Here is a 22,922-nt window from a genome sequence, read left to right as displayed (position 1 = left end):
GCTCCCGAGGTGCCGGACCAGCTGAAGTTCACCGCCAAGACCGTCGACGGCAAGGACCTCAACGGCGCTGACCTGGCCGGAAAACCGGTCGTGCTGTGGTTCTGGGCGCCGTGGTGTCCCAAGTGTCAGCGCGAAGCGCCAGGCATGGCGGCGGCCTCGAAGGAACACTCCGGGAAAGTCACTTTCCTGGGCGTCGCCGCGCAGGACAAGATTCCCGCGATGCAGCAGTTCGTGCAGAAGTACAACCTGCAGTCGTTCCAGCACGTCGCCGACGAGGACAGCGCGGTGTGGAAGCGGTTCGGCGTGACCGCCCAGCCCGCCTACGCCTTCATCGACGCCTCCGGCAAGGTCGACATCGTGACCAGCCAACTGTCCGAACAGGACCTGAAGCAGAGGCTGAGCACGCTGGCATGACGCAAACACTGCTGGTGGCCGTGGTGGCCGGCATGGTCGCCACGGTCAACCCGTGCGGGTTCGCGATGCTGCCCGCCTACCTCGCGCTCGTCGTTTCCGGCGCGAGCGAGCAGTCCCGCACGCGGTTGCTGACCAGGGCCGTGGTCTCCAGCGCGATGATGACCCTCGGGTTCGTCACCGTGTTCGGCCTGTTCGGCCTGGCGTTCTCCGTGGTCGCCTCGTCGGTGCAGCGCTACCTGCCGTTCGTCACCGTGGCGATCGGACTCGCACTCGTCGTGGTGGGCGCCTTGCTGCTGATGGGCCGTGAGATCACGCTTTTGATCCCCAAACCCAGTAGGGGAGCGCCGACCCGGCACATCGGGTCGATGTTCGGCTACGGCGTCGCGTACGCGATCGCCTCGCTGTCGTGCACCATCGGCCCGTTCCTGGCCGTCGCAGGATCGACGCTGCGCAGCGGCGACCTGGTGGAGGGTCTAACGGCGTTTCTCGCCTACGCGGTGGGCATGGGCCTGGTGGTGACGGTGCTCGCAATCGGCACCGCGCTCGCCAGCGACGTGGTGACCCGACGGGCCCGCTCGCTGCTGCCGCACGCGTCCCGGCTCGGCGGCGCCTTGCTGGTGCTCGTCGGGTTGTACGTGGCCTACTACGGCGTCTACGAACTGCGGCTGTTCCTCGGCGGGGCAGACCCGTCGGACCCGGTGGTCGACGGCGCGGGACGGCTGCAGGGCCTGCTGGTGGAGTGGTTCACCGCGATTGGGCCGGTGCCGTTCGTCGTCGTGCTGATCCTGCTCACGGCCGGTGGAGTCCTGCTGGTCCGCCGGCGCGCTCGGGCGCGGTGATCAGCCCACGGACGCTTTCCTGGCGCCGCAGAGGTTGCCCAACCGGTGCCGGGCGAGTTGGTGCAGCATCTCGCTCAGCGCCTCGGGCACGATCTGTCCTTCCAGGTCACGTCGGGCGTCGAGCACGGTCTTCGAAACAACGGGCCGTGCCAGCACACCGCTGAACTCCGCAGCCAGCCCGTTCGTCACCTCCATGACGTGGCGGTCGGAACGTTCGACCTCGACAGTCATCCGGCTTCCTCCTCACCTGGCTTCACCTCCATCCTGCGCGCGTTGCCGCGCGCGGAACCTGACGAGTCGATGACGAATCCGTGCTGACGACACCCTTTGTGTGACCAAAGGATCTGTTGCAGTCCGAATGGAGCGGGCGACAGCGGCGGGAGGTAGGCCGCAACGTCAGCAGTCCGAAAGGACCGTCCTTACGCCGAGACCGGCTGCGACCACAGTGGCCGATGAGACAACCGATGCAGCACATAGGACACGGCCTGCTTCGGCTATCGACGAATCACGCGGCCGTCCCTTGCGAACTCCCTACGATCCACATGACGCGTCGTGGCTTCGCTTGCTCACGGCAAAGATTGCTGTGTGCGTGAAGAACAACGCCGTCGATCGGAAGCCAGGACAGGAACTCTCACGTTCCTCGCGGGCGTGTGGCTGATCGCGGCTCCTCCACTGCTCGATTTCCAAGCCGCACAGCAGGTTTTCCGGCCCTACTGGGTTTCGCTGGTCCTCGCCGTGGTGATCATGCTGGCGGGAATGCTGCGTGCAGTGGCGCCCTTGGACGTTCCATGGCTGCGCACGGTCAACATCGGTCTAGCGGCAGCGCTTGTGGCGTCCGCGTTCCTCGTACGCGCCGACGTCAGCTCTGGCGTCCAGATCAACCAGATCGTGATCGGGACGATGATCGCGCTGGTATCGCTGGTGGTCGCCATCGACGCCGGGAAGTGGCTGGGCTGACGTGGTCAGATCCAGCCGAGGTCTCCAGCGGTCACTGCAGGTTCGCCGCCTGCCTCGGTGAACGCGGTCAACGCCTCGACGAGTCCCCGTCGTTCATCCTCGGACATCTTCGCGACGATCTTCCCGATCGCCGCGCGGCGCCGCCGCGTCACGCCGCGCACAACACGGCGGCCTTCGTCGGTCAGCTCGGCGACGACCTCGCGGCGCGTAGCCGGGTTGGGCTGCCGAGCGATCATCTCCGTCGCCACGAGGCGGTCGACCATACGGGTCGCGGTGGACGGGTTGACGTCCAGCAGTTCGGCCAGCGAGCTGAGTTTCATCGGTCCTCGGCTGTCCAGGATGACGAGCATCCGGAACTGCGGCAGGGTGATCGTGTCCTCGACCGCAGCGAGCGAGCGTGCGGACACGGCGACCAGCAGCCGCGACGCGGTGAGCACCGCGTCGGTGAGCGCGTCGATGTCGTTCGCACTGGCCCTGGACCGAGTCATGTGACTGTTGTACCGCAACCACGGTGCTGTGATCACCGAGCAGGTTGGTGCACCGCCTGTTTTGTTCGGCTTTCGGCGTCAACGACCGTTTGCAGTGCGTCCAGCGCTGCCTCGACCCAGGCCTCGACCGAGCTCACTGATGCACCGCGCGGGCCGGTGAGTCGCACGCTGACCGCGCTCCGGCCGGGGGTGAGCCGGAGCACCTGCAGGGTGCCTGAGCAGCTGGTCGTGGTTTCGCTTCCCCACGTGATGCGCAGCCGGTCCCAGTCGACGGTGACCCTGCGCTCGACGTCGACATCGGTGTGGCGCCCGGGAAACCAGAGCCGGATGAGGTTGGGGCCGGACAGCTCGACCTCGACCGCGTCGGGCAGCCAGGTGGTCATGTTGTCGAGGTCGGAGACGACGTCGAAGACGGCCTCCGCGTCGGCGGGCATGGAACGGCTTCGGGTCAAAACGAGGTCCTTCCGGCGGATTCCTCCCATCCTGTCCGAATTCACGCGGGACCGAACCTGACGAGTCGCTAACGATCGCTCACGGCGTGGGCGTCGGCGCCGTCGACGTGGCGGGAGTGCTCGAACTCGATGCCGGCGTCGAATGGTGGGGGCGCTGCGTCACGACGGGGGTGGGTGCCTCGCCGGACACCGTCGGTGTGCCAAGAGGCTCAGGTTCGTCCTGAGTGGACACTCCGCACGCAGTCATCAGGAGGCACGCCACGACGGCCATGACGGTTCTCATGCAGCTGCCTCCGGGAGTTCCACGATGAACCGCGCTCCACCACCGGGTCGATCTTCGATCCACACGCGACCGTGATGACGGCGGACGTGCTCGGCGACGAGCGCCAGGCCGAGCCCGCTGCCGGTGTCGGTGCCGCGGCTGCCCGCTCTGGTGCCGCGGGTGAACCGCTCGAACACCTGCGTCCGCATGTCACTGGGGACGCCGGGGCCCGCGTCGTCGATCTCCAGCCGGACGTTCCCGCGGTGGTGGAGCACCGCGAGCCGGACAGCACCTCCTGCGTGCTGTTCGGCGTTCTCGATCAGGTTGCCAATCACCCGGTCCAGCCTGCGCCTGTCTCCGAGCACCAGCGGGGGTGGCGGTTCGACGACGATCTCGACGTCCGGATCCAGTCGCAGGCTCGCGGCGCCTCGGACGAGTGCGCCGACATCCAGCGGCTCGAAGTCCTCCCGGTCGGCGTCCTGGTCAGCGCGGCTGATCTCCATCAGGTCGACCACCATGCGTGCGAACCTGTCCACCTCGGAGGTGAGCAGGCTGAGTGCCTTGCCCGCGGTGCCGGGCAGCTCGGCCTGTCTGCGACGCAGCACGGCGGCCGCGTTGACCATCGTCGTGAGCGGTGACCGGAGTTCGTGGCTGACGTCGCCTGCGAACCTGGCGTCGCGCAGCACTCGTTGCTCCAGTGCGTCGGCCGTGGAGTTGAACGTGTTCGCCAACGGGCCAAGGTCCGGGTCGGCCTGGTCCGGCAGCCGTGCTTTCAGATCTCCGCCGGCGATGCGTGAGGCCGCGGCGGTCAGCTCGGTCAGCGGCCTCAGTGCGCGTCTGCTGGCCCACGAGCCGAGCCCTACGCCGATCAGGCCGCTGAGCACTGTTCCTGCGATCAGCAGGCCGCTGAGGAACCGGAACGTGCGGTCCAGCTGGACCAGCTGGAAGAGCTCTACGTACACACCCTGCCCGTCGGCCAGCGACTGGGCGACCGCGATCACCGGTATTCCGTCCGCGCGCAGACGTTGCCTGGCCGGAGTGCCGTCGCGGGCCATGGCGAGCAGGTCGTCAGGTACGACGGCGGGGTCGACCTGCCGTCCGCTGGTCAGCACCTCGTCCGCGCGGAACAGCATGATCGTCGAGTCGGGGTTGGTGGTCAGGCCGGTCAGCAGTTCGGTCAGCCCGTCCGAGTTGGTGCGGACGGCCTCCTCGACCAGGCGGAGGTTGACCTGTGCCTGGCGGGTCGTGGCCTGCAGGCGCTGTCTGAGCATGTAGTCCGATGCGAGGTTCCAGGTGGCGATCGCCAGGAGACTGGTGACCAGCACCGAGCCGAGGCCGAGCGCGGCGGCTACCCGCCAGCGCAGCGACGGACGGCGGAGGATCACCTCGGCGGACCGATCTTGTAACCGGAGCCGCGCACGGTCAGTACGAACACCGGGTCTTCTGGATTGTGCTCGACCTTGGTCCTGAGTCGCCGGATGTGCACGTCGAGCAGCCGGGTGTCGCCGTAGTAGTCGTAGCCCCACACGCGCTGCAGCAGCTGTTCCCTGGTCACGATCCGCCCGCCCGCGATCGCGAGTTCGGCGAGCAGGCGGAACTCGGTGCGGGTGAGCCGGATTTCCTGACCACCGCGTTTGACGACGCCCTCGTCCGGCCAAATTTCGAGGTCCTCGACGCGGTAGGAGATGTTCTGCCTCGGGCCGCCGCGCCGTCGCAACAGCGCTCGGATGCGCGCGGCCAATTCGCTTGCGACCAAAGGTTTGGTCACGTAGTCGTCGGCTCCCGCCTCCAATCCGGCGATGACGTCGGGTGTGTCGGTGCGCGCGGTGACGATGATGATCGGCAGATCTCCCTGCGCGCGCAGCCTGCGGCACACCTGCAGACCGTCCACACCAGGCAGCATGAGATCGAGCAGCACGACGTCGAACGTGTCGGTGTCGAGGCGGCTCAACGCGTCCTCGCCGGAGACGGCCTCGTCCACGGCGAAGCCCTCGTCGGCGAGAGCGAGACCGAGTGCCTGGCGGATGCGCTCGTCGTCGTCCACGAGCAGCACGGAGAAATCCATGTCCTGCTTTTCCTCGTTGGTTTCTAGTGCTGCTTCTATCACGTTGCCATGGTGACCGCATCTTGACGGAAATGCGTGTGTTCGGAAGGAGTTCGTAAGGTTGCACAGTGCACGCGTCCGGCATGCTTGTCGCCGCGGGTGAACGCCCGTAGTTGGGCGCGTGCCTGCGCGCGCTTCCGGGGAAGGTCAGGCGTCGGCCGCCCAGACGCGGCTGACACCTGTCTCGGGACGACGAAAGGTCATCACGAGTCGTGACGGGCATGCCCACCACCGACGACGGCCTCACGGGAACGATTCTCGTGTGCGACGGATGCGGGCGTTCTCGCCGCACCAGCGCCACTGGTCGAATCGCGTGGGACCTGCTCTGGCTGCAGGCCGATCAGGCAGGCTGGGCCGGTTCGGATCGCCCGCTGGGCCCGCATTACTGCATCGTCTGCGTTGGTAACGGCTGAGTAACGTTTGCACAGTGCAATAATCCGGATCACCCGAATCATCCGTATTCCTCCGTGTCAGCACACATGTTCACCGCTGTGCGCGGAGGGAGATCCACAGTGCTTACACGTCTCGCCCAGGTGGTGACGGCGCTCGCGATCATCTGTTCGCTCGCGGTCCCGCAGGCATCGGCGCAGCCCGACTTCGGACCGGAGTACACGCAGACCCAGTTCGGTCCGATGGGACCCGCCGGTCGTGACATGCTCGTTAAGGTGCGGCTGGCCGGACTGTGGGAAGGGCCTGCCGGGCGCCTGGGGCTGCAGAAGTCCGCCAACCCGCTCGTCAAGGAAGCCGGTCGGCATCTGATCGACGGGCACGCCGAACTGGATGCCAAGGTCCTCGAGTTGGGCCGCACGCTCAACGTCCCGTTGCCGAACGAGGCCAACGCCGACCAGCAGGGCTGGATCGCCGAAATGACCAGCGCCCCGGCGGGAAGCGCGGAGTTCGACCGCATCTTCGCCAACCGTCTGCGCGCGGCACACGGAGGTGTCTACAAGTTCCTCGCGGTCGTTCGCACCGGCACCCGCAACACCCTCATCCGAGACTTCGCCAAGCGGTGCATGGAAGTCGTGCTCGACCACATCCAGGTCCTCGAGGCAACCGGCATGGTCGACTTCAACGACACGGAGGCGATTCCGCTCGCCGCGCTCGCCGCCGCACCTGTCGCACCGGCCAGTTCGCCGACCACTCCCGCTGCTCGCCAGGCTCTGCCGAACGTGCCCAGCACCCAGAACCTCTCTCAGGAGAACGAGAGCGGCGGTTCCGACGCACTGCTCGGAATCCTCGTGATGGTCGCCGTCGTGGGCGGGATCTACCTGTGGACCGGCGGACGACCACGTGGCTCGCGCTCGTCACGACAATGAGATCTCATCGAAAGGGCCCCGCAAGGTTGCACAGTGCGGGCTTCCGGCAGACTGGCGGAGGCGGACGCGAACCGGTCGGGGCGAGCGTCCGCGCCAAACCGCCACGGGGAGATCCGGGTACCGGCCGGCAGGATCGGCGGCCGGTACCCGCCCGCGCACGATGAGGAACGATGGATGCGCTCACACGCCGTGCTCATCGGCTACAGCGCCCGCGGCCGTGTCATCCTGAGCGCGCTGTTCGCCGGAGGACATGCGACGGACTTCACGGTCGTCGACACCGACCCCGATCGCATCGCGCAGGCCGGGGCGGACGGTGTACATGCCGTGGCAGGTGAGGGCTGGCGTCTGGACGTGTTGTGGTCAGCCGGCGTGCACAATTCGGACCACATCGTCGTCGCGGTGACCGACGACGCTCTCGCGCTGCGCATCACTTCGATCGCGCGCAGCCTGAACGAGACTGCCACGATCACCACTCTGGTCCGCAGTACACAGCTGCACGAGCTCGTGGAGTACCTCGGTGCTGACCACGTCCTGGTCGCGGACCGGGTGGGCGAGTGGGCACTCAAGATCGAAAGCCTTCCGTACGAAGAGTTGCCCGACCTGGAGTGGGCGGTGACGGAACGCCCGGTGATGCCGGACGAGGTCGGCAGTTCACCGCTGGAATGCGGCAATGACGTGCTGGCCGTCGTGCGGGACGGTCGGCGGCTCTGGGTCGAGGACTCGACGGTCGGGGAGCTGCGCGGTGACGACCGGTTGGTCGTGCTGAGCTGTACGTCGGTGGGCGACTGATCGGACCTGCGGCTGCACAATCCTCGTCGCGTTGGGCGCGGACACACGGATCCTGATGCTCTCGCTGACCTACCTCTGCGTGACGGCGTCCCAGCCACCCCTGTGCGGGCTACCGGCGCGCATAACGTTGAGACGGTGCCGAGCAAGCCGGTGCAACAGGTCGGCGACCGCCTCGGGCTGCTGGACTCAGCGGCCAGCTCGGTCGTCATGTCGGCAACTCTTCCTCCAACGGCGACGCTCTCCGTCATCCTCGGGGAAGAGACGCGGTGATGAACCTGACGACTCCCCAGCGATCGCATCAGCCAAAAGTCGGCCTGTGCAGATCAGCTCTGGCGCCACGGGCGCAGTCGTGGCCACCAGCCGGGCACTGCAGCCCGGTAGGTGTCGTACTGGGCACCGAAGTCGCGGCGCAGCACGGGTTCCTCGTGCCAGTGGACCATCGCGGCGAACGCCAGGCTCACGACCACGGCGTAGGGCATCAGGATCCACTGTCCGAACAGGAGCGCTTGCCCGAGGATGAGCGAGAGCACCGCGAGGTACATCGGGTTGCGCACGTGTCGGTACAGTCCGCCGACCACCAGCCGGTCGGGCGGGGCCACGGGTGCGGGCGTGCCGAAGCCCTCGGTGACGAATCGGGCGAAGGCGGAGATCAGCACGGCGAGTGCGATCACCAGCACGAATACACCGAGAATCCGGAAGGGTAGCCAGAACGGTTGCAACTGCCAGCGGGTGAGCAGCCAGGGAACGAGGCCGGCGACGCCACCCGGTGCCAGCACGAAGAACGCGGTGGAGCCGAGTGCTGCCTTCCCGGTCTGCATGGCGCAAAGGCATACCTGCCGAGAACCATCAGCGGTAGCTCTTGTCCGCGTTCTGGCACAGTTTCTCACCCGGATGGACTACTAGCTACGGTGGCGATCTCGTACCGCGTGCAGGGTGACCTTCACCGGATAGATGGCGGTTACGGCGGCGCCGAGGGCCGTCAGCGGCCAGGAGGATGCCGTGACGCCCGCGGCCAGCAAGGTCAGTCCGGCGACATAGGTTGTCAGCAAGCCGATGGCGAACAGAGCGGTGCCGGGCAACCGGAGATGCCACCGCGGCTTGCTCAGCTTTGTGGCGAATGCCGGGTCTCCTTGCGCGAGGTGTTGTTCTATCGCGTCCAGCTCACGCTTCTCGTGCTCGGTGAGTCCCACCTTGCCTCCCGGTTCTGAGGTGCCCGGTTCCTTGCCTGCGCGCGCCGCACATACGGGCGCAGTGTGCGTTCCCACCAACTCAGAGCCTGATCGGAGTCGGGGAAGATGTCCAGTGCGTCACCCAGTAGTTCGGCGCCGCCGAGTGCGAGCGAGACGCAGCGCTCGGAGTGCGGTCCGAGGTACCACGCGGCGTCACCGATCAGCACGATTCGCCTGTGCACCCATCGACCTGTCCGCGCCCAGCCGCTGCTCGGTTCACCGTCCACTCGCGACACGAGTTCGGGTACGAGCCAGCCGAGGTCGGCGAACTGCTGCCGCCAGGGTGTGCCCGGTGTGTGCCGCCAGGCGAAGGACACGGCGGACTGCTCGTCCCGCAGGGGATGCAGTCGAAGGGATCTGGTGGCGAGATGCATCGACACGGCACACGACGAAGCCAGCTCGATCCGGCCGGACAGCGTCGACCAGCGGGGCAGATCGTCGTCAGGAGGGGAGAAGACTGCGTCCCTGATGGCGGAGCACGCTCCGTCGGCGCCCACGACCAGGTCGAACCAGTCCTCGTCGCCGTTGGCGAACGTGGCGGTGACGCCGCAATCGTCCGCGACGAGATCAGGCACGCGCGTGTCGTGGCGGCGTGCTGCGTCGCCGATGACGTCGTTCAGCACGGCGACGACGTCGTCCCGGTCCAGCACCGGGTGCCGTGGAGAAGGCTTGGGGTGCACCGCGAGCGGTACGCCGGCGCTGTCGACCTGGACGAGAGCGCACCGGGGTTGGCGTCGTTGGGTGAGTGCCGGCAACAGGCCCAGCCGGCGTGCCGCGTCGAAGCCGAAGTCGGTGAGAGCCGCGGGAACTCCGTCGAATCGCGGGGGAGTGCCGGTGGTCAGCACCGTGACGTCCCAGCCGCTGCGCAGCAGACGGTAGGTGGTGGCGAGGCCGCTGGTGCCCTCGCCTACGACGAGCGCTCTTCTGGTGAGCATGACTTCCCCTTCGCACAGGACATCGTCACGCCGACCAGCCTTCCCGGCACACCGCTGTCCAGGATAGGCGGTCGGGTTCGTCCCGGAAACCGCTTCTCGGCTCAGGCTCGGAGAAACCTCGGGGCGCGGTGTGGTTGTAGGCTGTCCCCAGGTGTGCCGGGAAGCCTGGTCGGCGTCGTGAATGACGCCGTCTTCGAGGAGCTTTCATGGACACCGCCGTCGCCGGTACGGCCATCGGACCGATGGTCATCGCCGCAGTGGATCAGTACGAGGAACACCCGCTGGTGCGGGACGAGTTCGCGGCGCGCATCCTGCCCGCTTCCGGACGGTTGGCGGTGGCTGCCGCCCGCTGGCGACCTGTGCGCAACGCGTTGTTCGCCGCGACGGAGAAGAAGATTCCCGGGTTGTGGGCGAGCATGTTGTGCCGCAAGCGCTACATCGACGAGCAACTGGATGCCACGGATGCTGATGTCGTTGTGGTGCTCGGTGCAGGGTTCGACACGCGCGGCTGCCGGTCGCGCGGCAGGCGGGTGTTCGAGGTCGACCTCCCGCCCAATGTCGAGAGCAAACGAGCCCGGTTGTGCGCGATCTTCGGCGACGTTCCGCCGGACCTCGCCCTGGTCCCCATCGACTTCGAGACGCAGCACCTGGACACGGTGCTCGCTGACCACGGCTACCGTGCGGACCTGCAGACGCTGTTCATCTGGGAAGCGGTCACGCAGTACCTGACCGAGGACGCTGTTCGCGCGACGCTCGACGTTCTCGCGCAGGCGCCTGCGGGCAGCGAGCTGGTGTTCACGTTCGTGCACAAGGACTTTCTCGACGGAACCGCGTTGTTCGGCGGCGAGGCGGCCTACCGCGAGTTCGTGGGCAAGCGCCGGATGTGGAAGTTCGGGCTGCTGCCGGACGAGGTCGCGGGCTTCCTGGAGCCGTACGGATGGGCCGAGGCCGAGCAGCTGGGGCCGCGCGAGTTCACCGAGCGGTACGTCGCGTCCTCGGGGCGCTCGTTGCCGGTGAGCGAGATCGAACGCACCGTGCGTTGCGCCAAGGTTGCCCGCTGATGGCACCGGTGATCGAGACGCGTGGACTGACCAAGCGCTACGCCACCGTCGTGGCAGTGGACGAGCTCGACCTCCGCATCACCGCGGGGGAGATCTACGGGTTGCTCGGCCTCAACGGCGCCGGCAAGACCACGACCATCCGGATGCTGCTCGGCATGGTCCGGCCGACCAGCGGAGTTGTCCGAGTGCTGGGTGCAGCGGTCCGGCCTGGCGCACAGGCTGCGTGGTCGAGGGTGGGTTACCTGGTCGAGACACCCGCCGCCTACCCGGAGCTCACGGTGCGGGAGAACCTGGCGGTGGCGGCGCGCCTGCGTGCCCTGCGTGGATCGAACCACGTCGACGAGGTCATCGAGCGGCTGAGGCTGACCGCCTACGCCGGCCAGGGCGCGCGGACGTTGTCGCTGGGCAACGCGCAACGACTCGGCCTCGCCAAGGCGCTGCTGCACAAACCCGATCTGCTGATCCTCGACGAACCCGCGAACGGCCTGGATCCCGCCGGTATTGTGGAAATCCGCGACCTGCTGCGCGAACTGAGTCAGGAGCACGGGGCGACCGTCGTGTTGTCGAGCCACATCCTCACCGAGGTCACGCGGCTGGCGACGCGCATCGGCGTCATCCACCGCGGGCGGCTGGTCCGCGAGCTGGAGGCGGGCGATCTCACCGCACACCTGCGTCAGCGGCTCAGCGTGTCGGCTCGTGACCTGAAAGCGGCCGAGCTCGCGCTGATCGCCGCGGGCTTCATCCCGATCAGATCCGACGCTGACGATCTCGTCCTGACCGACGCCCGAGCGGTGCGGGAACCCGATGCGGTCGCCATCGCGCTCGTCGCTGCCGGTTGCCCGCCGACCCGCCTCGTCGTCGAGCAGGACGACCTGGAGACCTTCTTCCTGCGGGTGGTGGAAGCATGATCAACGCCCTGGCGACCGAGATCCTCAAGGCGCGCCGATCCCGCGTGCCGTGGGTGACCGCTGTCGCGTTCACCGTCGCCGCGGCGGTCGGCGGGCTGTTCATGTTCATCCTGCAGGACCAGTACCGTGCCCGCTCTCTCGGCTTGATCGGGACCAAGGCCGCGCTGGTCGGTGGTGAGGCGGATTGGCCGACGTACTTCGCCTTCCTCGCCCAGACCACCGCGGTCGGCGGCATGCTCGTGTTCGGCCTGGTCTCGGTGTGGCTGTTCGGGCGCGAGTTCAGCCAGAACACCGTCAAGGACCTGCTGGCGCTGCCCACCTCCCGCACCACCATCGTCGCGGCGAAGTTCGTCGTGGCACTGGCGTGGTGCCTGATTCTGGCCGCGCAGCTGGTGCTGCTCGGTTTGCTGATCGGCGCGGTGCTCGCACTGCCGGGCTGGTCTGGTGAAGGGGCGGCTTCGGGCGTGGCGATGATCGCCGCGACCGCGGTGATGACGATGCTGCTCACCACGCCGGTCGCCCTCGCGTCCAGTGTGGGCAGGGGATACCTGCCGGGCGTCGGCGTGATGATGGCGGCCGTGTTCTGCGCGCAGGTCGTCGCCGCTCTCGGCTACGGCCAGTACTTCCCGTGGTCGGTACCGGCGTTGCTCAGCGGACTGGCCGGTCCGGACCGGGTTTCGCCCGGACTGTTCGGCGTGCTGCTGGTGGTGCTGGTCGGAGCGGCGGGAGTGGCGGCGACCGCGCTGTGGTGGCGCAACGCCGATCAGGATCGCTGAGCCCGGTGTCGTTCCCACAGCCAGCCGAAGCGGTCGATCCGCCACAGCTGGGCCACGACGACCACCGTCGTGCCGAAGACCGTGGGCCAGACCTCCAGGGCGATCAGGCCCCAGAGGATCAGGCCGAACCCGACGAGGCCGAGGGTGACCAGCAGCCGCAACACCTTGCGGTGGTCCGGTGGCACCAGATCGCGGCCCTGCAGCCAGGCGCGTTCGCCGTAGATGCCGCGTGCTGCCCAGCTACGTGGTTCGCGCACCGGCGGGAACGCCCTGGGGTTGATGAACAACCAGATGACGACAGCGCCTGTCGGCACGAGACTCCACCAGCCGATCCACGCGCGGCTCCAGATCGCCAGCAGTATCAAGGGAATCGCGGCGAACCTCGTCCAGACGCTCCACGGGTTGGCGTGTCGCTGCCATGCCTCGTCGGTCATGCCGAAGGTCTTCGCCACGCGGTCAGCTACGTCCATTGCGGATCCTCTCCAGTTCGCGCACTGCGACGCCGACACCGTTCTCCGCGCGGACTTGTTCGCCGAACTCGGCGGCGCGCTGCCGGATGGCGGGATCGTTCGCGGCCTGCGTGATCGCTTCGGCGAGCGCGGTGACGGCGAGCTTCTTGTGGGGAAGTGGTTGCGGGGCAACACCGACGGCGTGCATTCGCTGTGCCCAGTGGGGTTGATCGGCGACGAACGGACAGACGACCTGCGGCACACCCGCGGCCAGCGCCGCGGCGGTCGTCCCTCCACCGCCGTGGTGCACCACCGCGGCCACGTTGCCGAACAGCCAGTCGTGCGGTGCCTGATCGATCACGAGGAGGTCGTCTGACGAGCGTGCGGCGAGGCCACCCCACCCGGTAGCGACGATCGCCCGCACCCCCGCCGCCCGGACGGCCTCGGCGACGACGTCACCGGTGCGCTCGGCGTCTCGTCCGGCCATGCTGCCGAACCCGATGTACACCGGCGCCGGCTCGGCCTCCAGGAACGCCTTCAGGGCGGCGTCGGGTGTCCAGGTCTTGGCGCGTGGCAGGTACCAGAAACCGGTGGTGCGCACGGATTGCGGCCAGTTCGGATCGACCGGCGTCAGAAGTGAGCTGAACGCCTGCAACACCACCGCGTGGCCAGGGCCGCGACCGCGCGGCAGGCCGAGATCGTTGACACGCCAGGCGTTGACGATGCCCGAATAGGCGCGCAGGGTGGCCGACACCGTCAGGTAAGTGGCGCGGTTGAGAAACCTCGGCACTCGAGGCAGCGGCACCATCGGGCACGGGAACTCCGACGTGGGCACCCAGCCGGGCTGGAGCGTGGCCAGCACAGCCGGCACGCCGAGCAGTTCGGCCGCGTGCTGCGCGGGCACGCTCGGTGTGTGCACGAGCAGATCCGCGCCGCAGGACCGTGCGACCGCACCGACATCGCGCAGCACGTCCGCCATCAACGGCTTGATGCGCCGGATCGTCGAGATCGCCGTGATCTTGCCTCGGACACCGCGGTACCCGCTCTCGATCGCCTTCAGCATGGCCGGGTCGCGGAGCAGCCGGTTCGGTCCCTCGTCGAGCGGCGCGAACTCCACATCGTGCGCGGCAGCGCTGTCGGCGAACGACTCCGGCGCAGCCAGCACAGCGTCGTGACCCGCCTGCCGGAGAGCCACCGCAAGCGCCAGAAACGGTTGCACATCACCACGTGTGCCGTGGGTGACCAGCAACGCTCTCACGGCCGTTTCCCTTCATCGATCGCAGTGAAGGCGGCCAGCCAGCGGTCGTCGGTGAACAGACCGCGGGTCAGCATTTCCAGACCGGCTCGGGCGCCACGCACCGCGGTTGCGGTCTCGGCCGGGTCACCGCCCAGCAAGCGGCCCACCTGGCCGCCAAGCACCAGTGGCGCCAGCAACCACGAGACGTAGGTGACCGATCGCGCCGTCGGGTCCGCTGAAGCGCGTACCCAGCCTTCCTTCTCTCCGGCCGCGAGCCATGCCTCGGTGCGTTCGACGATCTCGGTGAACAACGCACTGGCCGCAGGTGTGTCGTCGAGCAATGCCCTCGCCAGGTAACGCCGGACCGGTGTCGCCGCCTGCAGAATCTCGCCCAACGCTTCGGTGGCTGCCTCGCCGCCGCTGCGGATCGAGTCGAGGACGTAGTCGTCGCACGCCTGCCGGAGCCCTTCCTTGGAACCGAAGTGGTGCACGACCAACGCCGGTGACACTCTGGCATCCGCGGCCACCGCGCGGACCGAGGTTCCGGCGATGCCGTCGGTGCCGAACCGGGCGAGTGCCGCGTCGCGGATACGAGCCCGCGCCGTCAAATCGGAGGCTGAACGCATGTTCCGAGTATTGAACACTTGTTCAGTCGCTGTCCAGGCCAGTCGGTTTGCTTTGCGGGGATCTTTACGGCATCTTTGCGCGCGGAGCGCCGGGAAGTCTGGTCGGCAACGCTCATCACGGATTTCGTGGTGGGCTTGGCTGACGTGGACGGGGTTCGTTGATGGCGCTGGTTCTGGCATTCGGTGTGGTCCTGCTGATCAGCGTCTCGCTGTCCGGTCTCGCCGCTCGCACGATCCTGTCGACGGCGTTGATGTTCCTGCTCGCCGGCGCGCTGATCGGCCAGGGCGGTCTGGGGCTCGTCGACATCCCGTCCAACAGCGCTTTTGTCACGGTTCTCGCTGACCTCGCGCTGTTCACCGTTCTCTTCACCGACGGTCAGCGAGCGGGCCTGCCCGACCTCAGACAAGGCTGGCGGCTCTCAGGCCGGGCGCTGGGCCTTGCGATGCCGCTGACGATGGTCGGCATCGCGGTGCCGACACACTTCCTCACGGGCTTGGACTGGACGACCTCGTTCCTGATCGGCGCGATTCTCTCGCCGACCGACCCGGTGTTCGCCTCTGCCATCGTGGGTCGCACCGACGTGCCGATGCGGCTGCGGCGACTGCTCAACGTCGAGTCCGGCCTCAACGACGGCCTGGCGCTGCCGTTCGTGCTGATCTTCCTTGCCACGGCGGCGAACCGCGACACGGACTTCCTCACGATCGGCATCGAGCTGGCCGCCGGCCTCGCGCTGGGCATCGTGATCCCCGCGGTCGTCGTGCTGGCCTGGCGGTTGCGGATCTTCACCGCCGAACCTCGGCTGCAGGCCCTCGGCCCGCTGGCGATCGCGGTGATGCTGTACGCGACGTGCCATCTCACTCACGCCAACCCCTACCTCGCCGCGTTCGCCGCCGGATCGACCATCGCGACGCTGGATCGTGTCGCGGCAGAGCACTTCGAGCACTTCGGCGATCTGCTGTCCGAGATCACCAAGTTCGCCGCTCTGCTCGTCTTCGGCGCGTTGATCACGCCCGAGCGCATCTCGCACCTGAGCGTGGGGGACTGGGCGGTCGCGATCATCGCGATCCTCCTCGTGCGGCCGGCGGCGATGATGTTGTCGCTGCTGCGCACACCACTGGCCGCACGCGAACGCTCGGTTGCCGCGTGGTTCGGCCCCAAGGGCTTTGCGTCCGTCGTCTACGGGCTTCTCGTGCTCCAGGCCGGAATTCCCACCGGTGAGCACGTGTTCGACCTGGTCGCGATCACCATCGCGTTGTCGATCGTGCTGCACTCCTCGACCGACGTCCCCGTGGCCAAGGCGCTGAGCATCGAACCGCCGGACGGACTACCCACAGGCCAGCCCGAGGCGCGGGTCGAACGGAAGCAGCCGTGATGGAACCGGTGAGCCTGACACTGGTCTGGGCCACGCTCGTGATGCTGTCCTTCTGCGCGATCCCGCGCCGTTACTGGTACATACAGCTCCCAGCGGTTCTCGGGTGGGCGCTGGTGTGGTTCGACAGCGAGTTCGCCGGCCACTGGACCGACTCGCTCGGACTGGCCGTGACCGGCGTCAGCATGCTGTGGCTGTGGTTCGCCCCGCCACCCGAGAAGACCAGGCAGCGGAATCGTCGTGAGCCTTGACGAAGCCGCGAAAGCGGTTCTACGCGAACGATGGTCACGCAGCCAGCGGCACATCACGGTGTTCTCCGTTGCCCTGCCGGCGCTGCAGTTGTTGCTGTGCACGATGATCGTTGTGCTGGTCGATGACGGAGACATCTGGCCGGCAATGCTTCTGCTGGTACCTGTTGCGATCGCGGCGGTGGCGTTGCGCCTTTGGCTCCGGCACCAGACCCCTCTTGATCCGCAGACATGGCTGCCCGCAGCGTTCCTCGTGGTGGGGGTGCAGCTGCTGTCCGTCGCGGTTCCTGCCTATGGAATCGCCACGAGCGGAACCCCTGACGCGCTGACGGGACCGGCCGCCCTGTTGTTCCTGTGCTGGGTGGTCGCGGTCGCGACCTGCGTGTCTGCTCACCGAGCAGGCCGGGCTCTTCTCACTCCCCTTGTGGCTGAGCTGGGATCGGCTGATCTGCGCTTGACGCTCGCTGTGCGCGCCGCGGTCACCGGGCCGGAACTGGTGTCGGCCCGGATCGTCGTTGAGCGTGACCGTGTCGAATGGACGGTGCGCTTGCAGGTGGGCCGTGGCGGTGGTGGCCAGCTCGACGTGTCGGTTCCGTTCCGGGAACTCCTGCAGGTCATGCCGGTGACCCTGCCCGTCGTTCCCGCGCTGAGGCCGTGGACCATCCTGCCTGGAGGGATCACGTTGTACGCGCAAGCCGGACCGGCGATCCTGCTGACCTCCACCCACGAGCAGTGGCTGATCCCCGTTCACGACGCGGATCTCGTCACCGCCCTCATCCGCCGTCGCCAGGCGTTGTGGCTGCGGGGAAATCTCTAGGACGACCCGGACCCGCCTGCGCGCGGACGGTCGACCTGGTGCACGTCCGGGATGCCGTCGTTGTCCGCGTCGCGGGTCTCCTCCTCGTAGATGCGCCGGTACACCCGGTTGCGCACACGCAGGATCACCATCGCGACCAGTGCCGACAGCACGGAACCCAGCAGCACCGCCACCTTGGCGTTGTCGTAGTCCGCGCTGCCCTCACCGAAGGACAGTTCGCTGACCAGGAGCGAGACGGTGAACCCGATACCGGCGAGGATCGACAACCCGACCACGTCGATCCACGACAGGTCGTCGTCCAGGTCCGCTTTGGTGAACCGGGCGACCAACCAGGTGGCCGCGGTGATGCCGATCGGTTTGCCCAGCAACAAACCGAGCACGATGCCGAGAGTCACGCTGTCCGTGAGCGAGGTGACGAAACCGCTCAGGCCTCCGATCGAGACACCGGCGGCGAAGAAGGCGAAGACCGGGACCGCCACACCGGTGGACAGAGGCTGCCACCGGTGCTGGAAGATCTCGGCCAGGCCAGGTCCCTCACCGGACTTGCGGATTACCGGCACCGCGAACCCGAGCAGCACACCCGCCACCGTTGCGTGCACTCCGGACGCGTGCATCAGCGCCCAGGTCGCCACCGCGAGCGGGATCAGCAGCCACCACGACCGGACACGTCGCTGAACGAGCAGGGTGAACAACGCCAGCGGGACGAACATCAGCAGCAGAGGCAGCAGCGACAGGTCGTCGGTGTAGAAGAGGGCGATGATCACGATGGCGATCAGGTCGTCCACGACCGCGAGGGTCAGCAGGAACGTGCGCAGCGCCGAGGGAAGACACCTGCCGATCACCGCGAGCACGGCGAGCGCGAACGCGATGTCGGTCGCGGTGGGGATGGCCCAGCCGGACAGCGCCGGGCCGCCGCCGAGGTTGACCGCGGTGTAGATCAACGCCGGCACGGCGACACCACCGAAGGCCGCCGCGATCGGCACAGCTGCACGACGAGGATCGCGGAGGTCGCCCGCGACGAACTCGCGTTTGAGCTCCAGGCCCGCGACGAAGAAGAAGATCACCAGCAGGCCGTCCGACGCCCACTCGGCGAGACTGAGCCGCAGGTGCAACGACTCGGGGCCGATCTCCACGGAGCGCAAGGTCTCGTAGATCGCCGCCCAGGGCGAGTTGGCCCACACCAGGCCTACCACTGCCGCCACCAGCATGATGACGCCGCCGACGGTCTCCAAGCGAAGCAGGTCGGCGATGCGCTTGGCCTCGGGCCAGGACGCGCGGCTGAACAGCCGGGTCTTCACGGGTTCCAAAACTCACTCCGGGTGTCGTCGGCCACATCGCCGACCAGACTTCCCGGCACACCATGCCGCTTGTCACGGCAACAGTCCGACCGTACCCCACAATCAGGCGTTGAGCCCTGTTGATGTGATCTTGGCCGGGGTTCGGATCAGACTGATGACTCGTCGTTTCCGCGAGTGCGCCAAGCCCGGACGACGATGGTCACCGGTCCGAACGCGGCCACGGCGGCACCGAGCGTGATCAGCACGATCGACGACAGCGACACGCCCGTCACGACCACTACCAGTCCGACTGCGTAGATCAGCAGCAGGCCGATCAGCCTCAGCACGTGTGGCGGCAATCGGTGATGCGGTGATGGAGTCTTGACGAGTTTCGCCGCGAACTCGGGATCGTCCTCGGCGAGACGTTGCTCGATGTCGTCCAGCTCGCGCTGCTCGTCCTCTGGCAACCCCACTGTCACGCACCTCCCGAATTCACCAGCGACTATCGGCGTCCTGTCAGCGACCCGCGAGTTCCGGGCGCAGCGCGTTCACCGGTGTGGCGGCGTCTGCGGCGTCCGCGACCGCTTCGGCTGCTGCCTTACTCGCCTGGGCGACGTCCTTCTCCGCCTGTGCGGTGGCGGCCTCGACGGCGGCGTCGGTCGTGGCGGCAGCTGATCGCGGCAGCGCCTCGGAGAACGCCTTCGAGACATCGCGCAGCGCGGAGGTGACCTCGCTCGGAATGACCCAGAACGTGTTGCCCTCTCCCTTCGCGAGCTGCGGCAGGACCTGGAGGTACTGGTATGCGAGCAACTTGGGGTCCGGATCGTTGCGGTGCACGGCCTGGAAGACCTGGTCGATCGCACGGGACTCGCCCTCCGCCTCGAGGATGGTGGCGGCCCGGTGCCCTTCGGCGCGCAACACGGCGGCCTGCTTGTCACCCTCGGCCGTGAGGATCTGCGACTGCCGCTGTCCTTCGGCGTTCAGGATCGCGGCCCGCTTGTCGCGTTCGGCCCGCATCTGCTTCTCCATCGCCTCCTTGATGCTCTGCGGCGGATCGATGGCCTTGATCTCCACCCGGTTGACCCGCAGGCCCCACTTGCCGGTCGCCTCGTCGAGCACACCGCGCAACTGGTTGTTGATCGTGTCGCGCGAGGTGAGGGTCTTCTCGAGATCCATGGATCCGACGACGTTGCGCAGGGTGGTGACCGTGAGCTGTTCGACCGCCTGCAGGAAGCTGGCGATCTCGTACGCGGCGGCACGGGGATCGGTGACCTGGAAGTACAGCACCGTGTCAATCTGCACGACCAGGTTGTCCTCGGTGATCACCGGCTGCGGCTGGAACGACACCACCTGCTCACGCAGGTCGATCGCCGGGTAGACGCGGTCGATGTACGGGATGACGAAGTTGAGACCGGGCTTGAGGGTGCGCTGGTACCGGCCCAGGCGTTCGACGTTGCGCGCGCGGGCCTGCGGCACGATGCGTACGGCACGCAGGACGGTGAACGCCGCGAAGATCGCGAGCACCAGTCCGGCGATGAGCAGTGTGGACATGGCTCACTCCCGTGGGTAGACGACGGCGATGCTGCCGTCGATGTGGAGTACGTCGACTGTGCTTCCGACGGGGATGACGAGGGACTCGTCGTACGGGCGAGCCGTCCAGTCCTCGCTGCGGATGCGCACCAGACCGTCGTGCCCGTTCACCTCGCGCAGCACGTAGCCGGACGCGCCGATCAACGCGTCGACGCCGAACCGTTCGAGCCGCGGCTGCAGCATCATTCGCCGCGCCCACGGCCTGACCAGCAGAACACCCGCGGCCGACACAACGCTGAACACCACGAGCTGGCCGGGAACCGGCAGGCCGACCGCCGCCGCACCAGCCGTGACGAACCCCGCGACCGCGAGCATGCCGAGTGCCGCTGTCAGCGAGAAGATCTCGGCGATGGCCAGCACGAGCGCGATGATCAGCCAGATGAGCCAGGGATCCATGGTGCGACCCTCCTCCGGTGGAGGTACGCCTCAACGTGTGACGTCTCTACACCATCGTCGATCCGATCTCGTCCGGCGGGAAGGCACCCGCCCGGCCAGTTGGGCGGGTGTTGTCTGCCGGAGCCCGGCAATCACGGCGCTGATTTCCGCTGAGGCCAGGCGAGCAGGCGTGCACCGAGCACCGCCACCTGAAGCGTGAACGCCTGGGCGGGATCGTCGGCGCGGTAGCCGGTCAGTTCCCGGACACGACCGAGGCGGTAGGTGACCGTGCGAACGCCGACACCGAGGGCCTTGGCGGTGGCGGTGGTGACGCGCCCGGAAGCGAAGTAGACGCCCAAGGTCTCCACCAGGCGTTCAGCTCCTCCACGGGCCCCGCGCAACGGCTCGAGAACCGCGGTGACGAGTTCGCCGAGCGCCGCGCTGTCACGCAGAAGCACTTGATAGACCAGGAGATCCGCGGCTTTGACGAACCGTTCGCCCAGCTCGAGGCGGTCAGCCAGGTCCAGAGCGTTGCGCGCTTGCTCGAAGGAACGGGCCGCACCACCGGGACCCGACTGCGGCTGACCGACGCCGACCCGCCACCTGGCGCTCCGCCCCACGACCTCGCCGACCTGCCGGGCGAACTCCTCAGGTGCACCACCGAGATCGTGCGGGACCACGCACACCAGGAGGCCCTCGCGCGCGGCGACGAGCACGTGGCGGGAGCTGAACCGCAGACTCATCGCGGCCTGGACGTTCGACGTCGCCGTCCCCGACGTCACGAACGGCTCGGGCGCCCAGGCCGCCGCGACCACGTTCTGGCCGGCGAGCCGCAGTCCGTACCGTTCAGCGCGTTCCGCGAGCTGGCCGACATCGCGTCCGGCCAAAAGGTCGTCGATGAACTCGCGGCGCAGCGACTCCTCGGTGCGCATCGTCCAGCGTTGGGTCTCCTCGTACCCCTTGGTCAGCTCGCTGACTGCGTCCTCCGCGGCACGGAACACGGCTTCACCGACCTTCTTGACGGCCTCGGCGTTGTCCGCTGATTCAACGCCGGGCAAGGTCGTCCACGACCGCCAAGTCCGGGTCAGATGCTGCTCGATCAGCTCGCTCAGCGGCACACCGTGCTCGGCTGCCTCGGCACCCGCGTTGCGCAGCTGGTGCCGTTCATTGGTGGCGAGGGTTCTCTCCGTGACGCTGATCTCTCTCAGTGCCTGGAGGAACACCTGCAGATCCGCGGGCACTGCGGCCTGTGCTCGTCGCTTCGAGCGCCTGGTCTTGCCACCTCCGCTGCGTTGCACTGGTGACCACCATCCTTTGTGGAGGCTCGATTTCAGGCGGCGAGTTTCTCGGACGCGGAACCGGCGTATCGCTGCACCATGAGGTCTTGGACTTCGTTGCGCGCCACTCGTCGCGCTCGACTGAAGCACTCCATGAGTTCCGCCGAGATGCGCTGGGGATTCTTACCGCGGATTCCGTCGGTCAGCTCGATGCCGGTGGCGACACCATCCGCGTCCACCGTCACCGAGACGGACTCGTCGGCGGTGGATGCGGTGCCGCGTGCGGTCGCGAGCAGGTGCAGCATCTCGTGGTAGAGCTCGCGTTCCCGTTCGATCGCGGTCTCGACCCGCTGCTCCCACGATGTCTTTCGCAGGCGCAGCAACTCGCACAACACGGCCGCATCCTGCGTGGGGACGGTCCAGCGACCCGAAGAGGTGTGCAGCACCAGAGCAAGAGCATCATCGCTGCTGCTGCTCTTCGTGGTGACCGACACGTCACGAAGGTTGCGGAAGGACACTCCCGCGTCGAGCCAGCTGCCGGACACGCGGATCGTCCAGTCGACCCGATCGGTCCCGATCGCGATGCGGGACAGACGACCGCGGAACACGAGCCGCAGCGGGGTGGCACCCAGCTCGGGCACCGGTTTGGCGAGCAGCGCACGATGTGCCCTCCGCGAGAGCGACCACGCCGAGCCCGCGCTCAGCACGCCGACGGCGAGCAACGCCTTCACCACCACGGCGGTCCCGGTCGCGGACCGCACCGCGATCCCGAAGCCGGGAACCACACCGAGCACCAGCTGGCTGCCGGTCATCAGCACCGTCGCGGGAAACCAGGACGCGGGATCGGTCAGTCCGTCGCGGCGCAACCACACCACGAGCGCGATGACGGACAGGAAGGCCGCGAGAACCGGAATCGCCGACCACCACGGCATCGCGGAGACATCAAGGCGGGGGAGCAGCGCGAAGGTCAAGCAGACCAACCCGGTCAACGCGGGCAACCCCGCCATCGAGAGCAGGACGAGCGTTCTCGCCCGGTGCCAGCGTGCTGCCAGCGCGATGGCCACCTGCGGACTGTCGATCATCGGAATCATGCGCGGAACGAACACCACGACACACCTCACCCCAA

General features: G+C 67.7%; 30 protein-coding genes. 13 read left to right on the top strand and 17 right to left on the bottom strand.

The annotated features are described in order from the left end of the window. Positions 1 to 414, top strand: a 414-nt coding sequence (locus tag G7043_RS47390; RefSeq protein WP_166056372.1) for a protein disulfide oxidoreductase, incomplete at its 5' end; no start/stop codon positions are given. After that, a complete protein-coding gene (locus tag G7043_RS47385) occupies positions 411 to 1,253 on the top strand; it encodes a cytochrome c biogenesis CcdA family protein (RefSeq protein WP_166056370.1) in 843 nt (280 codons plus the stop codon). The genes G7043_RS47390 and G7043_RS47385, both read left to right, overlap by 4 nt. On the opposite strand, the gene G7043_RS47380 is transcribed toward G7043_RS47385, so the two are convergent. Beyond that, the gene (locus tag G7043_RS47380) at positions 1,254 to 1,484 is read right to left on the bottom strand and encodes a hypothetical protein (protein WP_112267876.1); all 231 of its coding nucleotides are present in this window, start codon (positions 1,482 to 1,484) and stop codon (positions 1,254 to 1,256) included. A gap of 321 nt (positions 1,485 to 1,805) precedes the next feature. Between G7043_RS47380 and G7043_RS47375 the strand changes: the two genes are divergently transcribed. Further along, positions 1,806 to 2,210: an SPW repeat domain-containing protein gene (locus G7043_RS47375; RefSeq protein ID WP_166056368.1), complete on the top strand. Its 405-nt coding sequence runs from the start codon at positions 1,806 to 1,808 to the stop codon at positions 2,208 to 2,210. A 5-nt stretch (positions 2,211 to 2,215) separates the two neighbouring features. On the opposite strand, the gene G7043_RS47370 is transcribed toward G7043_RS47375, so the two are convergent. The 4 genes from G7043_RS47370 to G7043_RS47355 all read right to left on the bottom strand — a co-directional run bounded on the left by G7043_RS47370 (position 2,216) and on the right by G7043_RS47355 (position 5,477). Next, positions 2,216 to 2,698, bottom strand: a complete 483-nt coding sequence (locus G7043_RS47370; protein WP_166056366.1) for a MarR family winged helix-turn-helix transcriptional regulator — start codon at positions 2,696 to 2,698, stop codon at positions 2,216 to 2,218. A gap of 32 nt (positions 2,699 to 2,730) precedes the next feature. Beyond that, complete coding sequence (locus G7043_RS47365) at positions 2,731 to 3,150, bottom strand: SRPBCC family protein (RefSeq protein ID WP_166056364.1); 420 nt, start codon at positions 3,148 to 3,150, stop codon at positions 2,731 to 2,733. 279 nt (positions 3,151 to 3,429) lie between these two features. Then, the gene (locus tag G7043_RS47360; RefSeq protein WP_313888443.1) at positions 3,430 to 4,797 is read right to left on the bottom strand and encodes a sensor histidine kinase; all 1,368 of its coding nucleotides are present in this window, start codon (positions 4,795 to 4,797) and stop codon (positions 3,430 to 3,432) included. Beyond that, a complete protein-coding gene (locus tag G7043_RS47355) occupies positions 4,794 to 5,477 on the bottom strand; it encodes a response regulator transcription factor (protein WP_166056362.1) in 684 nt (227 codons plus the stop codon). The genes G7043_RS47360 and G7043_RS47355 overlap by 4 nt, the downstream gene beginning before the upstream one ends. 260 nt (positions 5,478 to 5,737) lie before the next feature. Between G7043_RS47355 and G7043_RS47350 the strand changes: the two genes are divergently transcribed. From G7043_RS47350 to G7043_RS49720, 4 genes are all read left to right on the top strand, one after another. After that, positions 5,738 to 5,929, top strand: a complete 192-nt coding sequence (locus tag G7043_RS47350; protein ID WP_166056360.1) for a hypothetical protein — start codon at positions 5,738 to 5,740, stop codon at positions 5,927 to 5,929. 99 nt (positions 5,930 to 6,028) lie between these two features. Then, the gene (locus G7043_RS47345; RefSeq protein WP_207312684.1) at positions 6,029 to 6,832 is read left to right on the top strand and encodes a DUF4142 domain-containing protein; all 804 of its coding nucleotides are present in this window, start codon (positions 6,029 to 6,031) and stop codon (positions 6,830 to 6,832) included. Positions 6,833 to 7,006: 174 nt separating this feature from the next. Then, positions 7,007 to 7,621, top strand: a complete 615-nt coding sequence (locus G7043_RS47340; protein ID WP_166056358.1) for a potassium channel family protein — start codon at positions 7,007 to 7,009, stop codon at positions 7,619 to 7,621. 135 nt (positions 7,622 to 7,756) lie between these two features. Continuing rightward, positions 7,757 to 7,891, top strand: a complete 135-nt coding sequence (locus tag G7043_RS49720; RefSeq protein ID WP_278186079.1) for a hypothetical protein — start codon at positions 7,757 to 7,759, stop codon at positions 7,889 to 7,891. 53 nt (positions 7,892 to 7,944) lie between these two features. Here G7043_RS49720 and G7043_RS47335 read toward each other — a convergent pair whose 3' ends face one another. The 3 genes from G7043_RS47335 to G7043_RS47325 form a co-directional block, all read right to left on the bottom strand. Further along, positions 7,945 to 8,439, bottom strand: a complete 495-nt coding sequence (locus G7043_RS47335; RefSeq protein WP_166056356.1) for a methyltransferase family protein — start codon at positions 8,437 to 8,439, stop codon at positions 7,945 to 7,947. A gap of 81 nt (positions 8,440 to 8,520) precedes the next feature. Beyond that, complete coding sequence (locus tag G7043_RS47330; RefSeq protein ID WP_166056354.1) at positions 8,521 to 8,811, bottom strand: DUF3040 domain-containing protein; 291 nt, start codon at positions 8,809 to 8,811, stop codon at positions 8,521 to 8,523. Next, positions 8,769 to 9,785 carry an FAD-dependent oxidoreductase gene (locus tag G7043_RS47325; RefSeq protein WP_166056353.1) on the bottom strand — a complete coding sequence of 339 codons (1,017 nt, stop codon included), beginning with the start codon at positions 9,783 to 9,785 and terminating at the stop codon, positions 8,769 to 8,771. Before G7043_RS47325 ends, G7043_RS47330 begins: the two co-directional genes overlap by 43 nt. Positions 9,786 to 9,991: 206 nt before the next feature. Between G7043_RS47325 and G7043_RS47320 the strand changes: the two genes are divergently transcribed. The 3 genes from G7043_RS47320 to G7043_RS47310 are packed head-to-tail and all read left to right on the top strand — an operon-like array spanning position 9,992 to position 12,530. After that, positions 9,992 to 10,846, top strand: coding sequence for an SAM-dependent methyltransferase (locus tag G7043_RS47320; protein WP_166056350.1), 855 nt, complete (start codon positions 9,992 to 9,994; stop codon positions 10,844 to 10,846). Then, positions 10,846 to 11,754, top strand: coding sequence for an ABC transporter ATP-binding protein (locus tag G7043_RS47315; RefSeq protein WP_166056348.1), 909 nt, complete (start codon positions 10,846 to 10,848; stop codon positions 11,752 to 11,754). The genes G7043_RS47320 and G7043_RS47315 overlap by 1 nt, the downstream gene beginning before the upstream one ends. Further along, positions 11,751 to 12,530: an ABC transporter permease gene (locus G7043_RS47310; protein WP_166056346.1), complete on the top strand. Its 780-nt coding sequence runs from the start codon at positions 11,751 to 11,753 to the stop codon at positions 12,528 to 12,530. The genes G7043_RS47315 and G7043_RS47310 overlap by 4 nt, the downstream gene beginning before the upstream one ends. On the opposite strand, the gene G7043_RS47305 is transcribed toward G7043_RS47310, so the two are convergent. From G7043_RS47305 to G7043_RS47295, 3 genes are read right to left on the bottom strand one after another with little or no spacing between them, the layout of a single operon-like run. Beyond that, on the bottom strand, positions 12,518 to 13,000 hold the full coding sequence (locus tag G7043_RS47305) for a DUF6653 family protein (protein WP_166056344.1): 483 nt from the start codon (positions 12,998 to 13,000) through the stop codon (positions 12,518 to 12,520). The two genes, G7043_RS47310 and G7043_RS47305, sit on opposite strands and share 13 nt — an antisense overlap. Continuing rightward, entirely contained in the window at positions 12,987 to 14,237 is a 1,251-nt protein-coding gene (locus tag G7043_RS47300; protein WP_166056342.1) for a glycosyltransferase, read from the bottom strand. Before G7043_RS47300 ends, G7043_RS47305 begins: the two co-directional genes overlap by 14 nt. After that, positions 14,234 to 14,842: a TetR/AcrR family transcriptional regulator gene (locus G7043_RS47295; protein ID WP_166056340.1), complete on the bottom strand. Its 609-nt coding sequence runs from the start codon at positions 14,840 to 14,842 to the stop codon at positions 14,234 to 14,236. The genes G7043_RS47300 and G7043_RS47295 overlap by 4 nt, the downstream gene beginning before the upstream one ends. A 161-nt stretch (positions 14,843 to 15,003) precedes the next feature. Between G7043_RS47295 and G7043_RS47290 the strand changes: the two genes are divergently transcribed. From G7043_RS47290 to G7043_RS47280, 3 genes are read left to right on the top strand one after another with little or no spacing between them, the layout of a single operon-like run. After that, the gene (locus G7043_RS47290) at positions 15,004 to 16,215 is read left to right on the top strand and encodes a cation:proton antiporter (RefSeq protein WP_166056338.1); all 1,212 of its coding nucleotides are present in this window, start codon (positions 15,004 to 15,006) and stop codon (positions 16,213 to 16,215) included. Positions 16,216 to 16,223: 8 nt separating this feature from the next. After that, a complete protein-coding gene (locus G7043_RS47285) occupies positions 16,224 to 16,463 on the top strand; it encodes a hypothetical protein (protein WP_166056336.1) in 240 nt (79 codons plus the stop codon). Then, on the top strand, positions 16,453 to 17,277 hold the full coding sequence (locus G7043_RS47280) for a hypothetical protein (protein ID WP_166056334.1): 825 nt from the start codon (positions 16,453 to 16,455) through the stop codon (positions 17,275 to 17,277). Before G7043_RS47285 ends, G7043_RS47280 begins: the two co-directional genes overlap by 11 nt. Here G7043_RS47280 and nhaA read toward each other — a convergent pair. The 6 genes from nhaA to G7043_RS47250 all read right to left on the bottom strand — a co-directional run bounded on the left by nhaA (position 17,274) and on the right by G7043_RS47250 (position 22,887). Continuing rightward, entirely contained in the window at positions 17,274 to 18,584 is a 1,311-nt protein-coding gene (gene nhaA / locus G7043_RS47275) for a Na+/H+ antiporter NhaA (RefSeq protein WP_166056332.1), read from the bottom strand. The genes G7043_RS47280 and nhaA overlap by 4 nt on opposite strands. Positions 18,585 to 18,721: 137 nt before the next feature. Then, on the bottom strand, positions 18,722 to 19,027 hold the full coding sequence (locus G7043_RS47270) for a DUF3040 domain-containing protein (protein ID WP_166056330.1): 306 nt from the start codon (positions 19,025 to 19,027) through the stop codon (positions 18,722 to 18,724). A gap of 43 nt (positions 19,028 to 19,070) precedes the next feature. Next, positions 19,071 to 20,105 carry an SPFH domain-containing protein gene (locus tag G7043_RS47265; RefSeq protein WP_166056328.1) on the bottom strand — a complete coding sequence of 345 codons (1,035 nt, stop codon included), beginning with the start codon at positions 20,103 to 20,105 and terminating at the stop codon, positions 19,071 to 19,073. A 3-nt stretch (positions 20,106 to 20,108) separates the two neighbouring features. Beyond that, positions 20,109 to 20,540 (bottom strand): NfeD family protein, encoded by a 432-nt coding sequence (locus G7043_RS47260; RefSeq protein ID WP_166056326.1) that lies wholly within the window; start codon positions 20,538 to 20,540, stop codon positions 20,109 to 20,111. A gap of 131 nt (positions 20,541 to 20,671) precedes the next feature. Continuing rightward, positions 20,672 to 21,817, bottom strand: coding sequence for a PucR family transcriptional regulator (locus tag G7043_RS47255; protein ID WP_166056324.1), 1,146 nt, complete (start codon positions 21,815 to 21,817; stop codon positions 20,672 to 20,674). 32 nt (positions 21,818 to 21,849) lie between these two features. Further along, positions 21,850 to 22,887: a YbaB/EbfC family nucleoid-associated protein gene (locus G7043_RS47250; RefSeq protein ID WP_166056322.1), complete on the bottom strand. Its 1,038-nt coding sequence runs from the start codon at positions 22,885 to 22,887 to the stop codon at positions 21,850 to 21,852. Positions 22,888 to 22,922 lie beyond the last annotated feature (35 nt).

Origin of the sequence: Lentzea alba, from assembly GCF_011067745.1 — a bacterium.
GTDB lineage: Bacteria > Actinomycetota > Actinomycetes > Mycobacteriales > Pseudonocardiaceae > Lentzea > Lentzea alba.
Note: the sequence above shows the minus strand (reverse complement) of the source record. Positions and strands in the feature narration are given on the sequence as shown.